Origin of the sequence: Apibacter raozihei (genome assembly GCF_004014855.1) — a bacterium.
GTDB lineage: Bacteria > Bacteroidota > Bacteroidia > Flavobacteriales > Weeksellaceae > Apibacter > Apibacter raozihei.
Genome location: NZ_CP034930.1, coordinates 375,322 through 390,599 on the forward strand (window position 1 = coordinate 375,322; position 15,278 = coordinate 390,599).

At 32.6% G+C, this 15,278-nt stretch carries 17 protein-coding genes; 12 read left to right on the top strand and 5 right to left on the bottom strand.

Features of this window, described 5'->3' with window-relative positions:
* Positions 1 to 19 precede the first annotated feature (19 nt).
* The 4 genes from EOV51_RS01690 to EOV51_RS01705 are packed head-to-tail and all read right to left on the bottom strand — an operon-like array spanning position 20 to position 4,011.
* The gene (locus EOV51_RS01690) at positions 20 to 745 is read right to left on the bottom strand and encodes a DUF6796 family protein (protein ID WP_128149216.1); all 726 of its coding nucleotides are present in this window, start codon (positions 743 to 745) and stop codon (positions 20 to 22) included.
* Positions 746 to 763: 18 nt separating this feature from the next.
* A complete protein-coding gene (locus EOV51_RS01695; protein WP_128149218.1) occupies positions 764 to 1,576 on the bottom strand; it encodes a siderophore-interacting protein in 813 nt (270 codons plus the stop codon).
* Positions 1,577 to 1,587: 11 nt separating this feature from the next.
* Positions 1,588 to 2,247: a class I SAM-dependent methyltransferase gene (locus EOV51_RS01700; protein WP_128149220.1), complete on the bottom strand. Its 660-nt coding sequence runs from the start codon at positions 2,245 to 2,247 to the stop codon at positions 1,588 to 1,590.
* 12 nt (positions 2,248 to 2,259) lie between these two features.
* Complete coding sequence (locus tag EOV51_RS01705) at positions 2,260 to 4,011, bottom strand: ABC transporter ATP-binding protein (RefSeq protein WP_228427675.1); 1,752 nt, start codon at positions 4,009 to 4,011, stop codon at positions 2,260 to 2,262.
* 155 nt (positions 4,012 to 4,166) lie between these two features.
* On the opposite strand from EOV51_RS01705, the gene EOV51_RS01710 reads away from it, so the two are divergent.
* The 10 genes from EOV51_RS01710 (at position 4,167) to EOV51_RS01755 (ending at position 12,215) form a co-directional block, all read left to right on the top strand.
* Positions 4,167 to 5,150 (top strand): helix-turn-helix domain-containing protein, encoded by a 984-nt coding sequence (locus EOV51_RS01710; RefSeq protein ID WP_128149222.1) that lies wholly within the window; start codon positions 4,167 to 4,169, stop codon positions 5,148 to 5,150.
* Positions 5,151 to 5,332: 182 nt separating this feature from the next.
* The gene (locus tag EOV51_RS01715) at positions 5,333 to 5,902 is read left to right on the top strand and encodes a YceI family protein (RefSeq protein ID WP_128149224.1); all 570 of its coding nucleotides are present in this window, start codon (positions 5,333 to 5,335) and stop codon (positions 5,900 to 5,902) included.
* Positions 5,903 to 5,977: 75 nt separating this feature from the next.
* The gene (locus tag EOV51_RS01720; RefSeq protein WP_181951004.1) at positions 5,978 to 6,631 is read left to right on the top strand and encodes an NAD(P)-dependent oxidoreductase; all 654 of its coding nucleotides are present in this window, start codon (positions 5,978 to 5,980) and stop codon (positions 6,629 to 6,631) included.
* Between the two features lie 11 nt (positions 6,632 to 6,642).
* Positions 6,643 to 7,464: a 4,5-DOPA-extradiol-dioxygenase gene (ygiD, locus tag EOV51_RS01725; RefSeq protein ID WP_128149228.1), complete on the top strand. Its 822-nt coding sequence runs from the start codon at positions 6,643 to 6,645 to the stop codon at positions 7,462 to 7,464.
* Positions 7,465 to 7,546: 82 nt separating this feature from the next.
* Positions 7,547 to 8,062, top strand: a complete 516-nt coding sequence (locus EOV51_RS01730; RefSeq protein WP_128149230.1) for a YceI family protein — start codon at positions 7,547 to 7,549, stop codon at positions 8,060 to 8,062.
* A gap of 190 nt (positions 8,063 to 8,252) precedes the next feature.
* Positions 8,253 to 9,062, top strand: a complete 810-nt coding sequence (locus EOV51_RS01735) for a helix-turn-helix domain-containing protein (protein WP_128149232.1) — start codon at positions 8,253 to 8,255, stop codon at positions 9,060 to 9,062.
* Between the two features lie 147 nt (positions 9,063 to 9,209).
* Positions 9,210 to 9,773 (top strand): sugar O-acetyltransferase, encoded by a 564-nt coding sequence (locus EOV51_RS01740; RefSeq protein ID WP_128149234.1) that lies wholly within the window; start codon positions 9,210 to 9,212, stop codon positions 9,771 to 9,773.
* Between the two features lies 1 nt (position 9,774).
* Positions 9,775 to 10,254, top strand: a complete 480-nt coding sequence (locus EOV51_RS01745) for a cyclophilin-like fold protein (RefSeq protein ID WP_228427677.1) — start codon at positions 9,775 to 9,777, stop codon at positions 10,252 to 10,254.
* Between the two features lie 134 nt (positions 10,255 to 10,388).
* Positions 10,389 to 11,384, top strand: coding sequence for a homocysteine S-methyltransferase family protein (locus EOV51_RS01750; RefSeq protein ID WP_128149236.1), 996 nt, complete (start codon positions 10,389 to 10,391; stop codon positions 11,382 to 11,384).
* A 141-nt stretch (positions 11,385 to 11,525) separates the two neighbouring features.
* Positions 11,526 to 12,215 carry a superoxide dismutase gene (locus EOV51_RS01755; RefSeq protein WP_128149238.1) on the top strand — a complete coding sequence of 230 codons (690 nt, stop codon included), beginning with the start codon at positions 11,526 to 11,528 and terminating at the stop codon, positions 12,213 to 12,215.
* A gap of 107 nt (positions 12,216 to 12,322) precedes the next feature.
* On the opposite strand, the gene EOV51_RS01760 is transcribed toward EOV51_RS01755, so the two are convergent.
* Complete coding sequence (locus tag EOV51_RS01760; RefSeq protein WP_128149240.1) at positions 12,323 to 12,739, bottom strand: Hsp20/alpha crystallin family protein; 417 nt, start codon at positions 12,737 to 12,739, stop codon at positions 12,323 to 12,325.
* Positions 12,740 to 13,060: 321 nt separating this feature from the next.
* On the opposite strand from EOV51_RS01760, the gene EOV51_RS01765 reads away from it, so the two are divergent.
* Both EOV51_RS01765 and EOV51_RS01770 read left to right on the top strand, forming a co-directional pair.
* Positions 13,061 to 13,708, top strand: coding sequence for a DedA family protein (locus tag EOV51_RS01765; RefSeq protein WP_128149242.1), 648 nt, complete (start codon positions 13,061 to 13,063; stop codon positions 13,706 to 13,708).
* A 159-nt stretch (positions 13,709 to 13,867) separates the two neighbouring features.
* Positions 13,868 to 15,259 carry a dicarboxylate/amino acid:cation symporter gene (locus EOV51_RS01770; RefSeq protein WP_128149244.1) on the top strand — a complete coding sequence of 464 codons (1,392 nt, stop codon included), beginning with the start codon at positions 13,868 to 13,870 and terminating at the stop codon, positions 15,257 to 15,259.
* Positions 15,260 to 15,278: the final 19 nt, after the last annotated feature.

A 15,278-nucleotide genomic window follows, 5' to 3' on the forward strand; every position in this document is an offset into this window, starting at 1 on the left:
GTTTACGCTTACTAGTTCATTATTCCTTTCTGGCTAACAATTTATTTCTGAATAGAACCAATAGTAAAAGGAAAAACACTAAATAAGAAATATTAAATCCGGCGGCATTTACCCAGCTTTTTAATTCCGATGATGGCATAAGTAATTTTATAGGCTGTTGGTATAATGTAAGGAATACCGGACTTATAAAACCTGCCCACCGAGGTAATACGGTTTTTTTCATAAAAACCAATAGAGAATATAATAACCAGCCGATAAATAAAATAATTATTGCCGGAGCCCAGGTGATATAAAACACCTTCATAAATCCTGCGGCTGTTTCCAATAAGTACGGATGTGCACTTGCATCGGTATGGTAAATTGCCTTATAAATTTCTCCGGTAAAGAAAAATACCGCATGTCCTAAGGGCATCAGCATAACACTTAAGATTAGAATAAAGTATACTATATAGACATACCATTTGGTTTTATCTTTAACAAACTGAAAAGCCAACCATATCCCGGGCAAAAACAAAGAGGCTGTCATAGCTGCAATTAAGGCTCCTGCCATGAGCCGCTCTGTTGAACCCTGTAGCATTAGCATAGCAATACCAGTATCCACTTTATCTGCATAAACTTCTGAAAACAACGGATAATCTTTAGGATTTACACTAAATCCCGCAATAAGAATATCTCCTGTAACCCAGCATAGGGATGCTATAATTGCTGATAGAAAAGATAAGTTAATTTTAGTCGGATAGTTCATATCTTCATAATTAGACGTTTAGAATTCTTTTTTTTCATTTTGACGATCTACTACAGACCTGTCTTCGGATATTCCTGCTTTCCAATAAGAATAAGCGTACAATTCTTCCTGTTTCCATTCTTTTTCTTTTCGTAAATAATGACGAATTTCTTTTACTGAGGAAAATTCAGCAGCTACGTACCCCGAACGAGAGCACTCGGGCAATGGTTGCTGTTTTACGATTTCGGCAAGCCTGCTACCTTTTTTAGGGTGTTCATTATGTAACCAAATAAATTTAATGTCTGCCTGAGTCTGTAAATCCTGTTCATCCTCTTTTCCATAAACTTCCAGGATACAGATACCTTTTGCCGTTTCAGGCAAATCTTCCAATATAGATGCAATCAACGGAATTCCGGTTGAGTCGGCAACCAGAAGATAGTTTTCCGCTTTAGTATACAGCTCGGCTTTGCCCTCTTTCATCAATACACCCAGTATATCCCCTTGTTGGGCTTTAATAGCCCAGGCAGATGCCGGTCCTTCATCACCATGAGCTACAAAATCTATCCATATTTCATTTTTATCTACATCTATTCCCCGATGTGTATACGTACGAACCACGGGACGAATATGATCAGGCTGGGGAGTCCACTGCATTTTTTCGTAATCAAATTCCGGAAAATAGATTTTATTACATCCTGGAGGGGGAATTAGTATTTTATTGTTCACTCCGACTGTAGTATTCATAATTTTATTCACCTGATCTCCCGTTAGGTAAATCCTTATATAATGAGGTGTTATATATTCTTTTCTGGTCACTGTGAGTTCAAGCTGAATAGGTATAAACTTTTTCATATCATAGATCTTTATTTTTGCATAGTTGATATTATATATGGACGAAGCAATTTTTGACCATCTTTACTTACTGCATTATCGCTATAAAACTGATATTCAAAATTTTTAAATCCTGCTTTATTACCATACATTTCAATTTCCTCTTTTTCATAAAAAGTAAAACCCTTTTGTGTGAAAGGTAATTTTACACCCAAACTTTTTTCAATAAATGCTAATGAGAAAAGGCCATTCGGTTTTAAAACACGATATATTTCTTTAAAGAAAAATTCAGGGTTATCTATAAAATAAATAGTATTTACAGTAAAGCAAACATTAAAATAACTATCTTGAAAATCATATTTATTTTGTCCATCAGCAGCGAAAAATGAAGCCTTATGAAGGGAATGTCTCACCGCATTATTTTTAAGAGCCTCAGTAACCATAGCTTGTGATATATCAACTCCGTAATACAATATATCAGATTCCCTATCAAACAAATAGTCTAAGTGCTTCCCGTTTCCGAAACCTATTTCCAATACCCGCCATCCCGGTTGAAGCGTAAAAGTATCAATGGTTTTATAAATCATCAAGCTATTGCTCTTAAACATATTTTCTGCTGTTTCAATTGCCTTTTCACCGTTCGGACATCGAAGCTGATCCGCTAATTCTTCATAATTTTTTTCCTTCTTCATTATACAAATGATTTATATTACAAATTCCTGAGCTCTGATGTGTGCATTCCACATTCTTTGATATAGCTGGCTGTTAAGCAACAAATCCGCATGTTTACCTTTATCTGTAATTCTGCCTTTGTCAAAAACCAGTATCTGATCAGCATCTACAATGGTACTCAGCCGGTGTGCAATAATCAAAACCGTTTTATTTTTAATTAATTCACTGAATGCCTGCTGTATTTTGTATTCGTTTTCAGAGTCAGCAAAGGCCGTCGCTTCATCCAGAATAAGGATGGGAGCCTCTTTTAGTATAGCTCTTGCATGTTGAATTCTTTGCTGCTCCCCTCCGCTAAGGTGTACCCCCGATTGTCCGAATAAGGTGTTATACCCTTGCGGAAGACTCATAATAAGATCATGTATCTGGGCAGCTTTGGCCGCCTGTTCAACTTCTTGTAAGGTTTTATTCATACCCATACGAATATTTTCTAACAAGCTGTCCTGAAACATGAAACTGTCCTGAAATACAAATGATACTAATTTCATCAGTTGTTCTGTCGGATACTCTTTTATATTAATTCCTCCTATTTGCACAGAGCCTTCATTCACATCCCAAAACCTGGATAAAAGCTGTCCTACAGTACTTTTTCCTGCTCCTGAGGGGCCTACCAATGCTGTAATACTTTTTTCTCTGACCTGAAAACTGACATCTGTTAAAACATTTTGATTTTCTTTATAGCTGAAAGTAACATTTACAAACTCAACATGATTGGCTTCTGAATTTTGTAAGGTTTTATTTTCAGGTAATACTTCCTGGTAAACCAATTGATCAATTTGTTCTACTCCTCTGTTAATAATGGAAAGTTGCATTCCCATATTACTTAGCACAAAGAGAGGTTTTATATATCCGGTCCCTAGTATCAGGAATAATAACAGCACAGGTAAAGTAACTCCGTTCTTAAAATATAAATACAGCCCCAGTGCTAAAACAGGAAGCATAGCATTGCTTATAAAACTCATAAATACAGCAAATGCAGGCGTACTACTCCGTATCCATTCATTTACAAAATGATTATAATTTTTTACTGTATTTCCATATTTATTGAAAGTTTCTGCAGACTGCCCGAAAATCTTCATTACGGGCATTGCTCTTACGTACTCTACAATACCGGCATTCATATCTTCCAGAGATTGATGATATTGCTTGATTAAAGCTTTATTCCTACCTCCGTACAAAACAGGAATCCAGACAGCCAGTATGGATAAGGGTAAAAAACTGATAAGCGCCAGCCTCCAATCCTGACTAAACAGATAACCAATGGTTATAATCGGCAAAGCAATCCCTTTAATAAAATCGGGTATTTGATGAGCTATAAAATTTTCAATCCTTTCCACATCGTCTGAAAGTATTTTTTTAAGTGATCCGGAATTGTTGTTATTGAGAAATCCCATAGGAAGCCTCCCCACTTTTTCTGTAATATGCTTGCGAAGTTCAAACAAAATACTAAATGCAGCAATATGAGATAATATAACTGAACCATAGAATACGCACATACTTATAATTGCTGCTATTACAGCATAGACTATATATTCCTTAATTATTTCAAAATTAATCGATTCCTGAGCTAATTCTTTTATGATGTAGAATACAAGTATATAAGGTATCATACTCAGCAAAGCATGAACAATTGCTAAAAAATCTGAAATAAAAAGAAGACCTTTTCTTCTTCCAGCAATTTCAAGCAATCGTAAAATCCCGTTTTTCCTGTTTTTATCTTTATCCATATTCAAAAGATCTTTGATTATCAAGAATGATTCTAAATAATTTATCTATTTTTGCAAATATATCAGATTGAAGGATTCATTGAGGGACGCTAAACGGAGTAATAGTTCCGCGATAAGGATAATTAGAATATCTGGCAGATAAAAAATGAAACTATATGGCTCTACGATTGTATAATAAAGACGGAACCAAACTTTTTATGGAAAGCGAATTCCCTTGTATATCTCATACCTCAGATGGGGTTATCTGTGAAAATATTATTAGTATTGAACCTCCTTTTGGAAGAGGATATTATAAGGAAATTTATTTTGAAGGGATACATATCGGCTTTGGTGCTGCTTCTCTAAATGAAAATACTGTCTTTTACTTTGAAAGTGATGATGAAACTGTAGAAATGCATTTTTCGTTGAAGGGTAAAAATACGGCTTTTTCTGATAAGTTTTCTTCTAGTATAGGGTTTGAGGCAAATCAGCATAATCTAATTTATGCCAATCAGATCAATGGAAAAATGCAATGGGAAAGCACGGAATTTCATCTGTGTGAAATTAATTTTAATCCAAATGTTTTCAAGCGTTTTTTACCTGATGAAAAACTTTTCAACGATTTTAAAAATTCTATGGAAAATGGAAAATCAGGTTCTTTTAGTCCAAACAATTTCTGTATGAAGCCTCAAATGTATCAAATAATAAAGGAAATTATAGGATGTGAGAGAAAAGGGATCTATAAAAAAATGTTTCTCGAATCTAAAATTATTGAGTTATTATTAGTACAGCTGGAACAAATCACCACTCAGGAAAACCAAATCCATTCCCTTAAGAAAAAGGATATAGACAAGATCTATGCTGTTAGAGAAATAATTATCAACAACCTTAATAAAAACATATCTCTCATTGAATTAGCACATCGGGTAGGCACGAATGAATTTATGCTAAAAAAAGGTTTTAAAGAACTATTCGGAACTACTGTTTTTAATTTTTGGAATGACACAAAAATGGAACAGGCAAAATCTATGATTATCCATCAGGATGTAAATATCAAAGAAATATCAGATTTGATCGGTTATAAAAATCAAAGACATTTTACCACTGCATTTAAACGCAAATTCGGAATACCTCCTAGCCAGCTGAAGAATAAATTTTAAAAAAATTTATCTATAAAACCTTATTTTTTATCCGCCAATTATCTTATTTAACCAAATTCGATACTCCTGAAATTTCAGTATTTTTTAACCTCTCTATTACAATTTTCCCGTTTTCTTATCCTAGATCAAGAATTTGTATTACTAACCGGTATTACCTTTGTTTCAATAAAAAAATAAAAAACATGAAAAATTTATTATTGACTCTGACATTAGCATTTGCTACATTATTTGTAAACGGACAAAAACTAACTATGGATCCTTATCATGCTAAGCTACAATTTGCTGTAACTCACATGACCATATCTTCAGTTGATGGGGAATTTAAAAAGTTTAATGTTAAGCTTGATCATACGAAATCTGATTTTTCTGATGCCAAATTTACTGTTACTGCTGAAACTAATTCTATTGATACAGGAATTGAGGCCAGAGATAATCATTTAAAAAGTGCTGATTTTTTTGATGTTGAAAAATATCCATCTCTTACATTTGTTACTACTTCTACAACTAAAGGAAAAAGCAACAATTATATATTGAAAGGAAATCTTACAATACATGGCATAACCAAACCTGTTACTCTAAACTTAAAATATAACGGAACTACTGTTAACCCAATGTCTAAGAAACAAACCTATGGATTTACCGTTACCGGAACTTTCAAAAGATCAGATTTTAGTGTAGGTACTAATTTCCCGGAAGCCGTAGTAAGTGATCAGGTAAATCTTCTATCTAATTTGGAATTTGTAGCTGAGTAAAATCATATTGCATAAATAACGCTAATTCTTATATTTAAGCATTACATTCTTTCAAATCATAAATACCTGAATATAATGAAAATAGCTATAATCGGAACCTCTGGTTTTGTAGGTTCCGCACTTTTAAATGAGGCATTACTTAGAAATTTGGATGTTTTATCAATTACCCGAAATAAAGATAAGATTTCAAATAAAAATTTACCTTCAGTCTCATCTTTATCAATAGATATATACAATGTAGAAGCTTTAACCAAAGCGTTAAGCGGTGTAAATATCGTAATCAGTGCTTTTAATGCAGGATGGAGAAACCCTAATTTATATAATGATAATATGCAGGGATTTCAGGATATTGAAAATGCATCTAAACTAGCTGATGTGGAGAGGCTTATCATGATTGGTGGAGCCGGAACTTTAAAAGTAGACGGTAAACAGCTGGTTGACAATTCTGACTTTCCTTCGTCCATAGTATCAGGTGCAAGATCTTGCAGAGATTATTTTAATGTCCTGAAAAATGACATTTATCTTAATTGGACTTATTTTGCTCCAGCTCCTGAGATGAATCCAAATGTAAATACAGGAAGGACGGGTAACTATCGACTGGGTTCTGATAGTCCTGTAACGGACGAAAACGGAATAAGCCGAATTTCGGTAGAAGATACGGCAGTAGCGGTTTTAGATGAAGTTAATAATAAACAATTTATAAAAAAACTATTTACTGCTGCTTATTAAAATAGTATATCATGAGTCTGAATTCATTAAACATATTAAATCAACCATTTAAAAACTCCCACAAAATGCCTGCATTATTTTTAGGGCATGGCAGCCCTTTAAATGCAATTGAAGATAACGAATTTACTCAGGGATGGAAAAAAATCAAAGAAAAAATCCCTCAAAAACCGCGGGCAATTTTATGCATTTCTGCTCATTGGGAAACAAACGGAACCTGGGTTACTTCAATGAAAACTCCACGGACTTTACATGATTTTTATGGATTTCCGAAAGATTTGTATGAATTCAGTTATCCTGCTCATGGAGATCCGGAATTAGCTTTAAATATACAGCAAAAGTTTACCTCGGCTTCTATTGGGCTAAATGAAAACTGGGGATTAGATCATGGATGCTGGAGTGTTATTAAACATCTATATCCTGAAGCAGATGTGCCTATCTTACAAATGAGTCTGGATTATTCTAAAAATAGTAAAGAACATTTCTTTATAGCTAAAGAGCTATCATTTTTAAGAGAAAAAGGCATATTGATTATCGGAAGTGGAAATATAGTTCATAATTTACAAAAACTAAAATGGAATTCACCTACAGAATGTTATGATTGGGCATATGAAGCAAATAACACATTAAAAGAGCTGATAGTAAATGAAAATTATTCTTCTTTAATCGAATACCAAAAATTGGGTAAAGAAATTTTGTATTCTATTCCAACTCCGGAACACTATTTGCCACTTCTTTATATAATGGCAGTAAAAAATAAACAGGAGAAATTAGAATTTTTTAATGATAAGATTGTTTTGGGGTCTTTATCCATGACTTCATTCATTATTCAATAAATAAACACACTATAATGAAATTTATTTTTGTCTGCCCTTTTTGAAGAAGATGAAAATTAAACCTTTTAAAAACTTTAAACATATGACAACAAAATGGTCAATAGACAAATCACATTCAGAAGTATTCTTCAAAGTTAAACACATGGTAATTTCAACTGTTACCGGAGAATTCACTGAATTTGACGGCTCAGTAGAATCAGACTCTGATGATTTTTCAAATGCAGAATTTCAATTTTCAGTAGAAATTGAATCCATAAATACTAAAATGAAAGATAGGGATAACCATTTAAAATCTGCTGACTTTTTTGATTCGGCTCAATATCCAAAATTATCATTTAAAAGTACTTCTGGTTTGCAAAATGGAAAAATATCGGGCAATCTAACCATTAGAGACGTTACAAAAGAAATAATTTTAGATGCAGACTTTGGTGGTATTATTAAAGATCCATGGGGTAATAGAAGAGCCGGTTTTGAACTATCTGGCAAAATAAACCGTAAAGACTTTGGTCTTAACTGGAGTCAGTTAACTGAAGCAGGTGGGATGGTTGTAGCTAATGATGTTAAACTTTTAGTAAATCTTGAATTTGTTGCTCAGTAATTAAGATATATTTACTATAGTTAATAATAAAAGTGAGATATAATCTCACTTTTATTGTTGTTACAGTGAATATTCATTAATGATATTTTTATACCTTAAGCCTGAAAATTATTTTGAACTTGTCAACGATTTTTATTGAGCTTTACAGAAATAAAACAAATAAAAAATTCTCTTAATTTTGTTAAAAAAAATGAATACATCAGAAACATTGAATTATTCAGGTGTCTTCTTATCCTGCTTTTACGATAATGACACCAGTTGTGTTCATGCAACCAAAGACCATACACTGGTTTACCTGTATTCGGGAAAACTTATAATCGAAGAATACAATAAAGAAACTATTGTTGGTGCTGGAGAATGCGTATTTATTAGACGTAATCACAGAGTTAAAATGAGAAAAGTTTTTTCAGGAAAAGATCAGTATAAAGGGATCTCTATGACTTTTAAACGAAACTTTCTGCTAAATTTTTTTAAAAAAATTGATAAAAAATATATTCCTGAAGATATTAAAGCTCCTGAAAAAAATACATTCAGAATACCTACCCGACCAGATGTTACAAGTCTTTTCCTGTCTTTGACTCCTTACTTTAACTCTTCGGTTTCGCCCTCTACTGAAATTATAAATTTAAAAGAGCAGGAAAGTCTTCATTGCCTATTAAGAACCGATGCTGTTTTCTTCCCTATACTATTTGATTTTTCAAATCCCTGGAAAATTGATATTTTGGATTTTCTTAATGAAAATTATACGGATGATCTTACCATGAGTGAAATTGCCGCTTATACAGGAAGAAGCCTGGCAACTTTTAAAAGGGATTTTGCTAAAATCAGTAAGGTTCCGCCTCAGAAATGGATTATCAATAAAAGATTAGAAACCGCTTATGAAAAATTACAGGATAAAAACAAAAAAGTAAGTGAAATTTATTCTGAAGTCGGATTTAAAAATTTATCTCATTTTTATTCGGCTTTTAAAAAGCAATATGGATATTCTCCAAAGAGATGATTTTTTAGAAATATCTTACAGTGATTTACCCCCACTTGAAAATCATGAGCTTTTAAACAAAAAACATTGAGCTTATAAACAAAGGCGTATAGCATTATCTCCATTAATTTTGTGATAAATTAATTTATTAATAATACAAAAATTAATATGGACATATTTGAAAGAATGCGAAAAGGAGAACTTATACTTGACAGTGATCCTGAATATCCAGAATTGTATAAAGCATTGATTCGCGGCATGCGAATTACGGGAGAACTTAATTCCTCGTATCATACCAAAGAAGAAACACGGGTTATTATAGAAAAGCTTACAAAACAAAAAATAGATAAGTCAACATGGATAGTCCCTCCTTTCTACAGTGATTTCGGACAATTCATACGCTTAGGTAAAAAAGTTTTTATTAACAGTGGATGCATTTTTATGGATCGGGGAGGAATAACTTTAGAAGACGGAGTTTTTGTCGGTCCTAATGTAAATATTATTACTGAAAATCATTCGGAAATTCCTGAATTAAGATCAAACGTTTATGCCAAACCTATTCTCGTGAAACCCAATGCATGGATCGGTGCAGCTGCCATACTATTACCCGGTGTAACCATAGGGGAAAATTCCATAGTTGCCGCAGGTTCTGTAGTCACAAAGGATGTACCCGATTCTACTATTGTAGCAGGAAATCCTGCAAAAATAATTCGAAAAATTAAATCTGAATAACGTGGTTAAACCATTTATCTGCTTAATTACATCATTGTTTTTATATTCATGTGTTGACTTAAAAAACAGGAACAGGGAAAATTTTACTTCATTTACTTCAACTTCAAAAGACCGTCAAAAAATGTTTTTTACTATTACCATTAATGATCATATTTTACAGGCTACTTTATCAAATACTGAAGCTGCTAAAGAACTTATAAAGCTATTACCTTTAACTATCAAAATGAATGATTTGAACGATAATGAAAAATATGGAAATCTTCCTCTTGAAATTCCTACCTCAGATTATTATCCCAATATTATAAGCGAAGGAGATATCATGCTTTATGGTACAAAAACTTTAGTTATTTTTTATAAAACTTTTCCAACAACCTATCAGTATACTTTACTAGGAAAAATTAATAAACCTTCTCAACTTAAAAAAATTATGGGTTCCGGTCCTGTTACTATTAAACTATCCCATCCTATGTCCGAAAAATAGTTTTGTATTCCTATGAGTTTGCTTAAATATGCCCTATTCATTTATCCGGCTATAGAGCTATCAATAGAGTATATGATACATATAAATTTTGCATCTACAGATTATGTATATTTGTATAACTGATGTTATAGCAAATGAAAATTGAAGATCTGATTAAAGATAAGATACTTATTTTGGATGGTGCCATGGGAACCATGATCCAACAGCATAAACTGAAAGAAGAAGATTACAGAGGTAAAGAATTTAAAAACTGGCATAAAGATATTAAAGGTAACAATGACTTATTATCTATTACCCAGCCTGAAATAATTAAAGATATTCATTTAGAATATTTTGAAGCTGGAGCTGATATAGTTGAAACCAATACTTTCAATGCTAACAGAATTTCAATGGCTGATTATGATATGCAGGATTGGGTAAATGAACTCAATATATCTTCTGTTAAAGCAGCAAAGGAAGCAAGAGATGAATATTACGATAAACATACTTTTCGCCCTTTGTATATTGCCGGCTCTATAGGACCTACTTCTAAAACTGCTTCTATTTCCCCTGATGTGAATGATCCGGCATACAGAGAAGTCGATTTTGATTTTCTTGCCCAAATATATAAGGAACAAGCTATAGCATTAATTGATGCGGGCTCGGATCTTCTTCTAGTTGAAACAATATTTGACACTTTAAATGCTAAGGCTGCATTTTTCGGTATTGAAGAAGCTTTTGACTCAACAGGCAAATCACTTCCATTAATGGCTTCAGGCACTATTACAGATGCTGCCGGAAGAACGTTATCCGGACAGACAACAGAAGCATTCTTAGTATCATTATCTCATTTACCTTTGCTATCGATAGGTCTGAATTGTGCTTTAGGAGCAGACCAATTATATCAATACCTGGAAATTTTAGCTAAATATTCACCTTTTTATGTTAGTGCTTATCCAAATGCAGGATTACCAAATCCATTGGGTGGATATGACGAAACCCCTGAAATGATGGCGGAAAAGGTAAAATTATATCTGGATAGCGAATTAGTAAATATTTTAGGTGGTTGCTGTGGCACCACACCATCTCATATTAAATTATTTGCAGAAATGGCTTCAAATTATACCCCGCGAGCAATAAAGGTAAGTTAATCGTTTTGTGTTTTCTTACATAAAGAATATGAAAAAACAAATTAACTGTCCGATATTAACTATTATAAAAAGAAATATTAAAATAAAGTATCCTGCAGAAAATAAATCCAATTAATTAAACCCAATAAATAATAAGTTAACATGAAAATTAAAACCATTTTTCTGACGACACTACTACTATTTGCATTAAAAATTTCTGCCCAATTCAGTCTTCCAAAATTAGATTATTCCTATGATGCTTTACAGCCTCATATTGATTCTACTACCATGCGTATACATTATACTAAGCACCATGCTGCTTATGTAAATAACCTGAATGCAGCAATTCAGAAATATCCGCAGTACTCTAAAAAAACGGTTGAAGAACTGATTATGAACTTGAACAATTTACCCGATGATATTCGTACGGCGGTAAGAAATAACGGAGGAGGTCACTATAATCACTCTTTATTCTGGACCGTTTTAACACCTGAGAACAATTCTAAGCCTGAAGGAGAAGTTGTTAAAGCAATTGAAAAACAATTCGGCTCATTAGATACTTTTAAAGCAGAATTTGACAAAGCTGCTGCTAGCCGTTTCGGTTCTGGATGGGCATGGCTGATTGTGGATAAAGACGGGAAATTAAAAGTAACATCTACAGCTAATCAGGATAATCCATTAATGGATATTGCTGATCTCAAAGGTGTACCTGTTCTTGGGCTTGATGTTTGGGAACATGCCTATTATTTAAGTTATCAGAATAGAAGAGCTGATTATATTAAATCCTACTGGAGTATTGTAAACTGGAAAGAAGTCAATAAAAGATATTTAGCTGCTTTAAAGAAGAAATAAAAATTATAAATTTTGCTAAAAAAAGGCCGGAAAATATAAATTACCGGCCTTTATACTTGTTATCCTTAACTCAAATTATCTTCTCAATATTTGTCATATTGATTCTACTATTTTACTTCAATTTGTTTAGGAGCCATTTCGGTGTGTTCTTTTTTAGGTAAAATAAGTTTTAACACTCCATCTTTATAAGAGGCATCAACTTTAGTTTCATCAATATTATTTTCATCTAAAGTAAAGCTACGTTTAAAACTTGTATGATAATATTCTACTCTATGAGCCTTTTTCTCGCTGGTTTCAGACTTTTTATCGTAGCTGATAGTCAAAAGTCCTTTTTCAAGACTCACTTTAAAATCATTTTTATCCAGACCGGGAGCAAATAAATCTACAAGATAACTATCTTTATCTTCAGATATGTTTACGGGTGGAAATTTCACTTCAGTTCTGTTCCATGCAGGAGCATTTGAAAAAATTTCATCCAATAAATTCCCAAAACTCTTGTTGTTTGTTTTAACTATATCAGTCATAATTTTTTTATTTTTTAAGATTTACAAAACAAAATATTCAAAACTCAGACCAAATAAGACAAATAATATTATAATTAATTGATTATTAATAAATTAAAATATTAACAAAAAAACCCAACAAGACATATTGTCTTGTTGGATTGCGTAAATATCTAAAAAAAAGGAATTTTTGTCATAAAAATATTACAGATTCACCAAGTTTCATTTACTTGTACTCAATGATTTTATTATCTTTGCTGATAATACGAAAGTTCATTTTTATAATTTTAATATTATAAACACGCCTTATTACTAATTTAAATTCAATTAATCTGAATATTCATGGAACATTTATACTCTTTACTAGATTTCATTCTTCACATCAATAAGCATCTTGACAACTTAATGCTAATGTACGGAGTATGGGTCTATGCTATATTATTTTTAATTATTTTCTGCGAAACCGGACTGGTAGTTACTCCTTTTCTTCCAGGTGATTCTTTGCTTTTCGCAGCAGGAGCTCTTGCAGCATCCAGTAACGAACTCAATGTTTATTTTTTAGCGTTGTTATTAATTTTAGCAGCTATACTTGGAGACTCGGTAAATTTTGAAATAGGTAAATATTTCGGTCATAAACTTTTCAGTAACCCGAATTCAAAAATTTTTAAACAAAGTTATCTTCAAAAAACTCATGATTTTTATGAAAAACATGGTGGTAAAACCATTATACTCGCACGTTTTGTTCCTATAGTAAGAACTTTCGCCCCCTTTGTGGCCGGAATGGGACGCATGAGTTATAAATACTTTTTTTCCTATAACATCATTGGAGCAATTATCTGGGTTGTCCTATTCCTATTTTTAGGCTATTTTGTAGGAAATATACCTTGGGTTCAAAATAATTTACCTTTGGTTATGGTTATTATAATCATCGCTTCTGTTGTTCCCGGTATTTTTGAAATAGTCCGGAATAAATTAAAAAAAAGCAACTAACATAGTGTATTACAAAACTTTGTAATCACTTCAAAACACTATAGTTATATTTATCAAATATTTGATATATTTGCTACTGCCACTTTTGGCTATACACTTAAAACCACGCCTTTGACAGGCATTCAAACTAATAAACCATTAAATTATTAAGTAATTAATATGAAAAAATCTCACTTATTCACCTTATTTCCTATACTACTTTTTACCTTAACAGCAATTATCTATGCCATCGACTATTTATTTGGAGGTATTTCCAGTAACGTATTATTTATTTCCAGATGGGCTTGCGTCGCTGGATTAATTATTTATGGATTCGGAAAAAAAAGTCTAACTGCTTGGATATTTATAGCTTTAGTAATGGGAGCTTGTCTGGGTTATGATTTTCCTTATTTAGGCAAAAATTTACAGGTATTGAGTAAAGTTTTCCTTAAACTTATAAAAACTATTATAGCTCCTTTAATATTTGCCACATTAGTTCATGGAATTGCCGGTCATTCCGATTTAAAGCAAGTAGGAAGGATGGGATGGAAATCACTTCTATATTTTGAGGTGGTTACAACCATTGCTCTATTTTTAGGCTTAGCTGCCATCAATATAACAAAAGCAGGTGTAGGAACTAAACAAATAGCCAGTCATAATGGAGAGTTACCTCAGGTAGCAACTCAATCATGGGAAGATATTATATTACATATATTCCCTGAAAATATTGCTAAATCAGTAGCTGAAGGACAAGTATTACAAATTGTTATTTTCAGTATTATTTTTGGTATAGCACTAATTATGGTAAGTGAAAAAAAACGAACTTTATTAGTTAATTTCACAGATAGCCTGGCAGACACTATGTTTAAGTTCACCAATATTATTATGTATTTTGCACCACTAGGAGTTTTAGGAGCTATGGCGCATACTGTTGCTGAAATGGGACTAGATGCTTTTCTTCCTTTATTAAAACTTTTAATGACCTTATACGCAGCGTTAATCGTATTTATTCTTTTAATTTTTATACCCATAGCATTACTTATTGGAATGCCTATGAAAAGATTTTTCTCTGAAATCGGTGAAGTGGCTTCCATTGCCTTTTCCACTGCAAGCTCTGAGGCGGCTTTACCTAAGGCTATGACTGCTATGGAAAGATTAGGTGTGCCCAGAAAAATCGTGGCTTTTGTAATGCCTACAGGATACACTTTTAATTTAGACGGGACTACTTTATATTTATCTCTTGCAAGTGTATTTGTAGCTCAGGCAGCAGGTATTCATATGTCTTTTTCACATCAATTAATCATGGTATTAGTTTTAATAGTAACCAGTAAGGGGGTTGCCGGGGTTCCTCGTGCATCATTGGTTATTTTGATGGGTACAGCATCTTCTTTTGGACTTCCTGAATGGCCTATTTTAATGATTCTGGGAATCGATCAACTTATGGACATGGCAAGAACCACTGTAAATGTTGTTGGAAATTGTTTAGCTTCCGCAGTTGTTGCCAAATGGGAAGGAGAATTTGATCCTAAAGGAGCTTTAGAAAATTACACTAAAGGTGAAAACCTTGAATAAATGCATTTTTCACTAATTT

Coding starts and splice junctions, on each gene's coding strand:
- EOV51_RS01700 (WP_128149220.1), bottom strand. CDS start 2,247: ATGAAGAAGGAAAAAAATTATGAAGAATTAGCGGATCAGCTTCGATGT.
- EOV51_RS01720 (WP_181951004.1), top strand. CDS start 5,978: ATGAAAATAGCTATAATCGGAACCTCTGGTTTTGTAGGTTCCGCACTT.
- EOV51_RS01740 (WP_128149234.1), top strand. CDS start 9,210: ATGGACATATTTGAAAGAATGCGAAAAGGAGAACTTATACTTGACAGT.
- EOV51_RS01705 (WP_228427675.1), bottom strand. CDS start 4,011: ATGGATAAAGATAAAAACAGGAAAAACGGGATTTTACGATTGCTTGAA.
- EOV51_RS01710 (WP_128149222.1), top strand. CDS start 4,167: ATGGCTCTACGATTGTATAATAAAGACGGAACCAAACTTTTTATGGAA.
- EOV51_RS01730 (WP_128149230.1), top strand. CDS start 7,547: ATGACAACAAAATGGTCAATAGACAAATCACATTCAGAAGTATTCTTC.
- EOV51_RS01770 (WP_128149244.1), top strand. CDS start 13,868: ATGAAAAAATCTCACTTATTCACCTTATTTCCTATACTACTTTTTACC.
- EOV51_RS01760 (WP_128149240.1), bottom strand. CDS start 12,739: ATGACTGATATAGTTAAAACAAACAACAAGAGTTTTGGGAATTTATTG.
- EOV51_RS01690 (WP_128149216.1), bottom strand. CDS start 745: ATGAACTATCCGACTAAAATTAACTTATCTTTTCTATCAGCAATTATA.
- EOV51_RS01755 (WP_128149238.1), top strand. CDS start 11,526: ATGAAAATTAAAACCATTTTTCTGACGACACTACTACTATTTGCATTA.
- EOV51_RS01735 (WP_128149232.1), top strand. CDS start 8,253: ATGAATACATCAGAAACATTGAATTATTCAGGTGTCTTCTTATCCTGC.
- EOV51_RS01715 (WP_128149224.1), top strand. CDS start 5,333: ATGAAAAATTTATTATTGACTCTGACATTAGCATTTGCTACATTATTT.
- EOV51_RS01750 (WP_128149236.1), top strand. CDS start 10,389: ATGAAAATTGAAGATCTGATTAAAGATAAGATACTTATTTTGGATGGT.
- ygiD (WP_128149228.1), top strand. CDS start 6,643: ATGAGTCTGAATTCATTAAACATATTAAATCAACCATTTAAAAACTCC.
- EOV51_RS01695 (WP_128149218.1), bottom strand. CDS start 1,576: ATGAAAAAGTTTATACCTATTCAGCTTGAACTCACAGTGACCAGAAAA.
- EOV51_RS01765 (WP_128149242.1), top strand. CDS start 13,061: ATGGAACATTTATACTCTTTACTAGATTTCATTCTTCACATCAATAAG.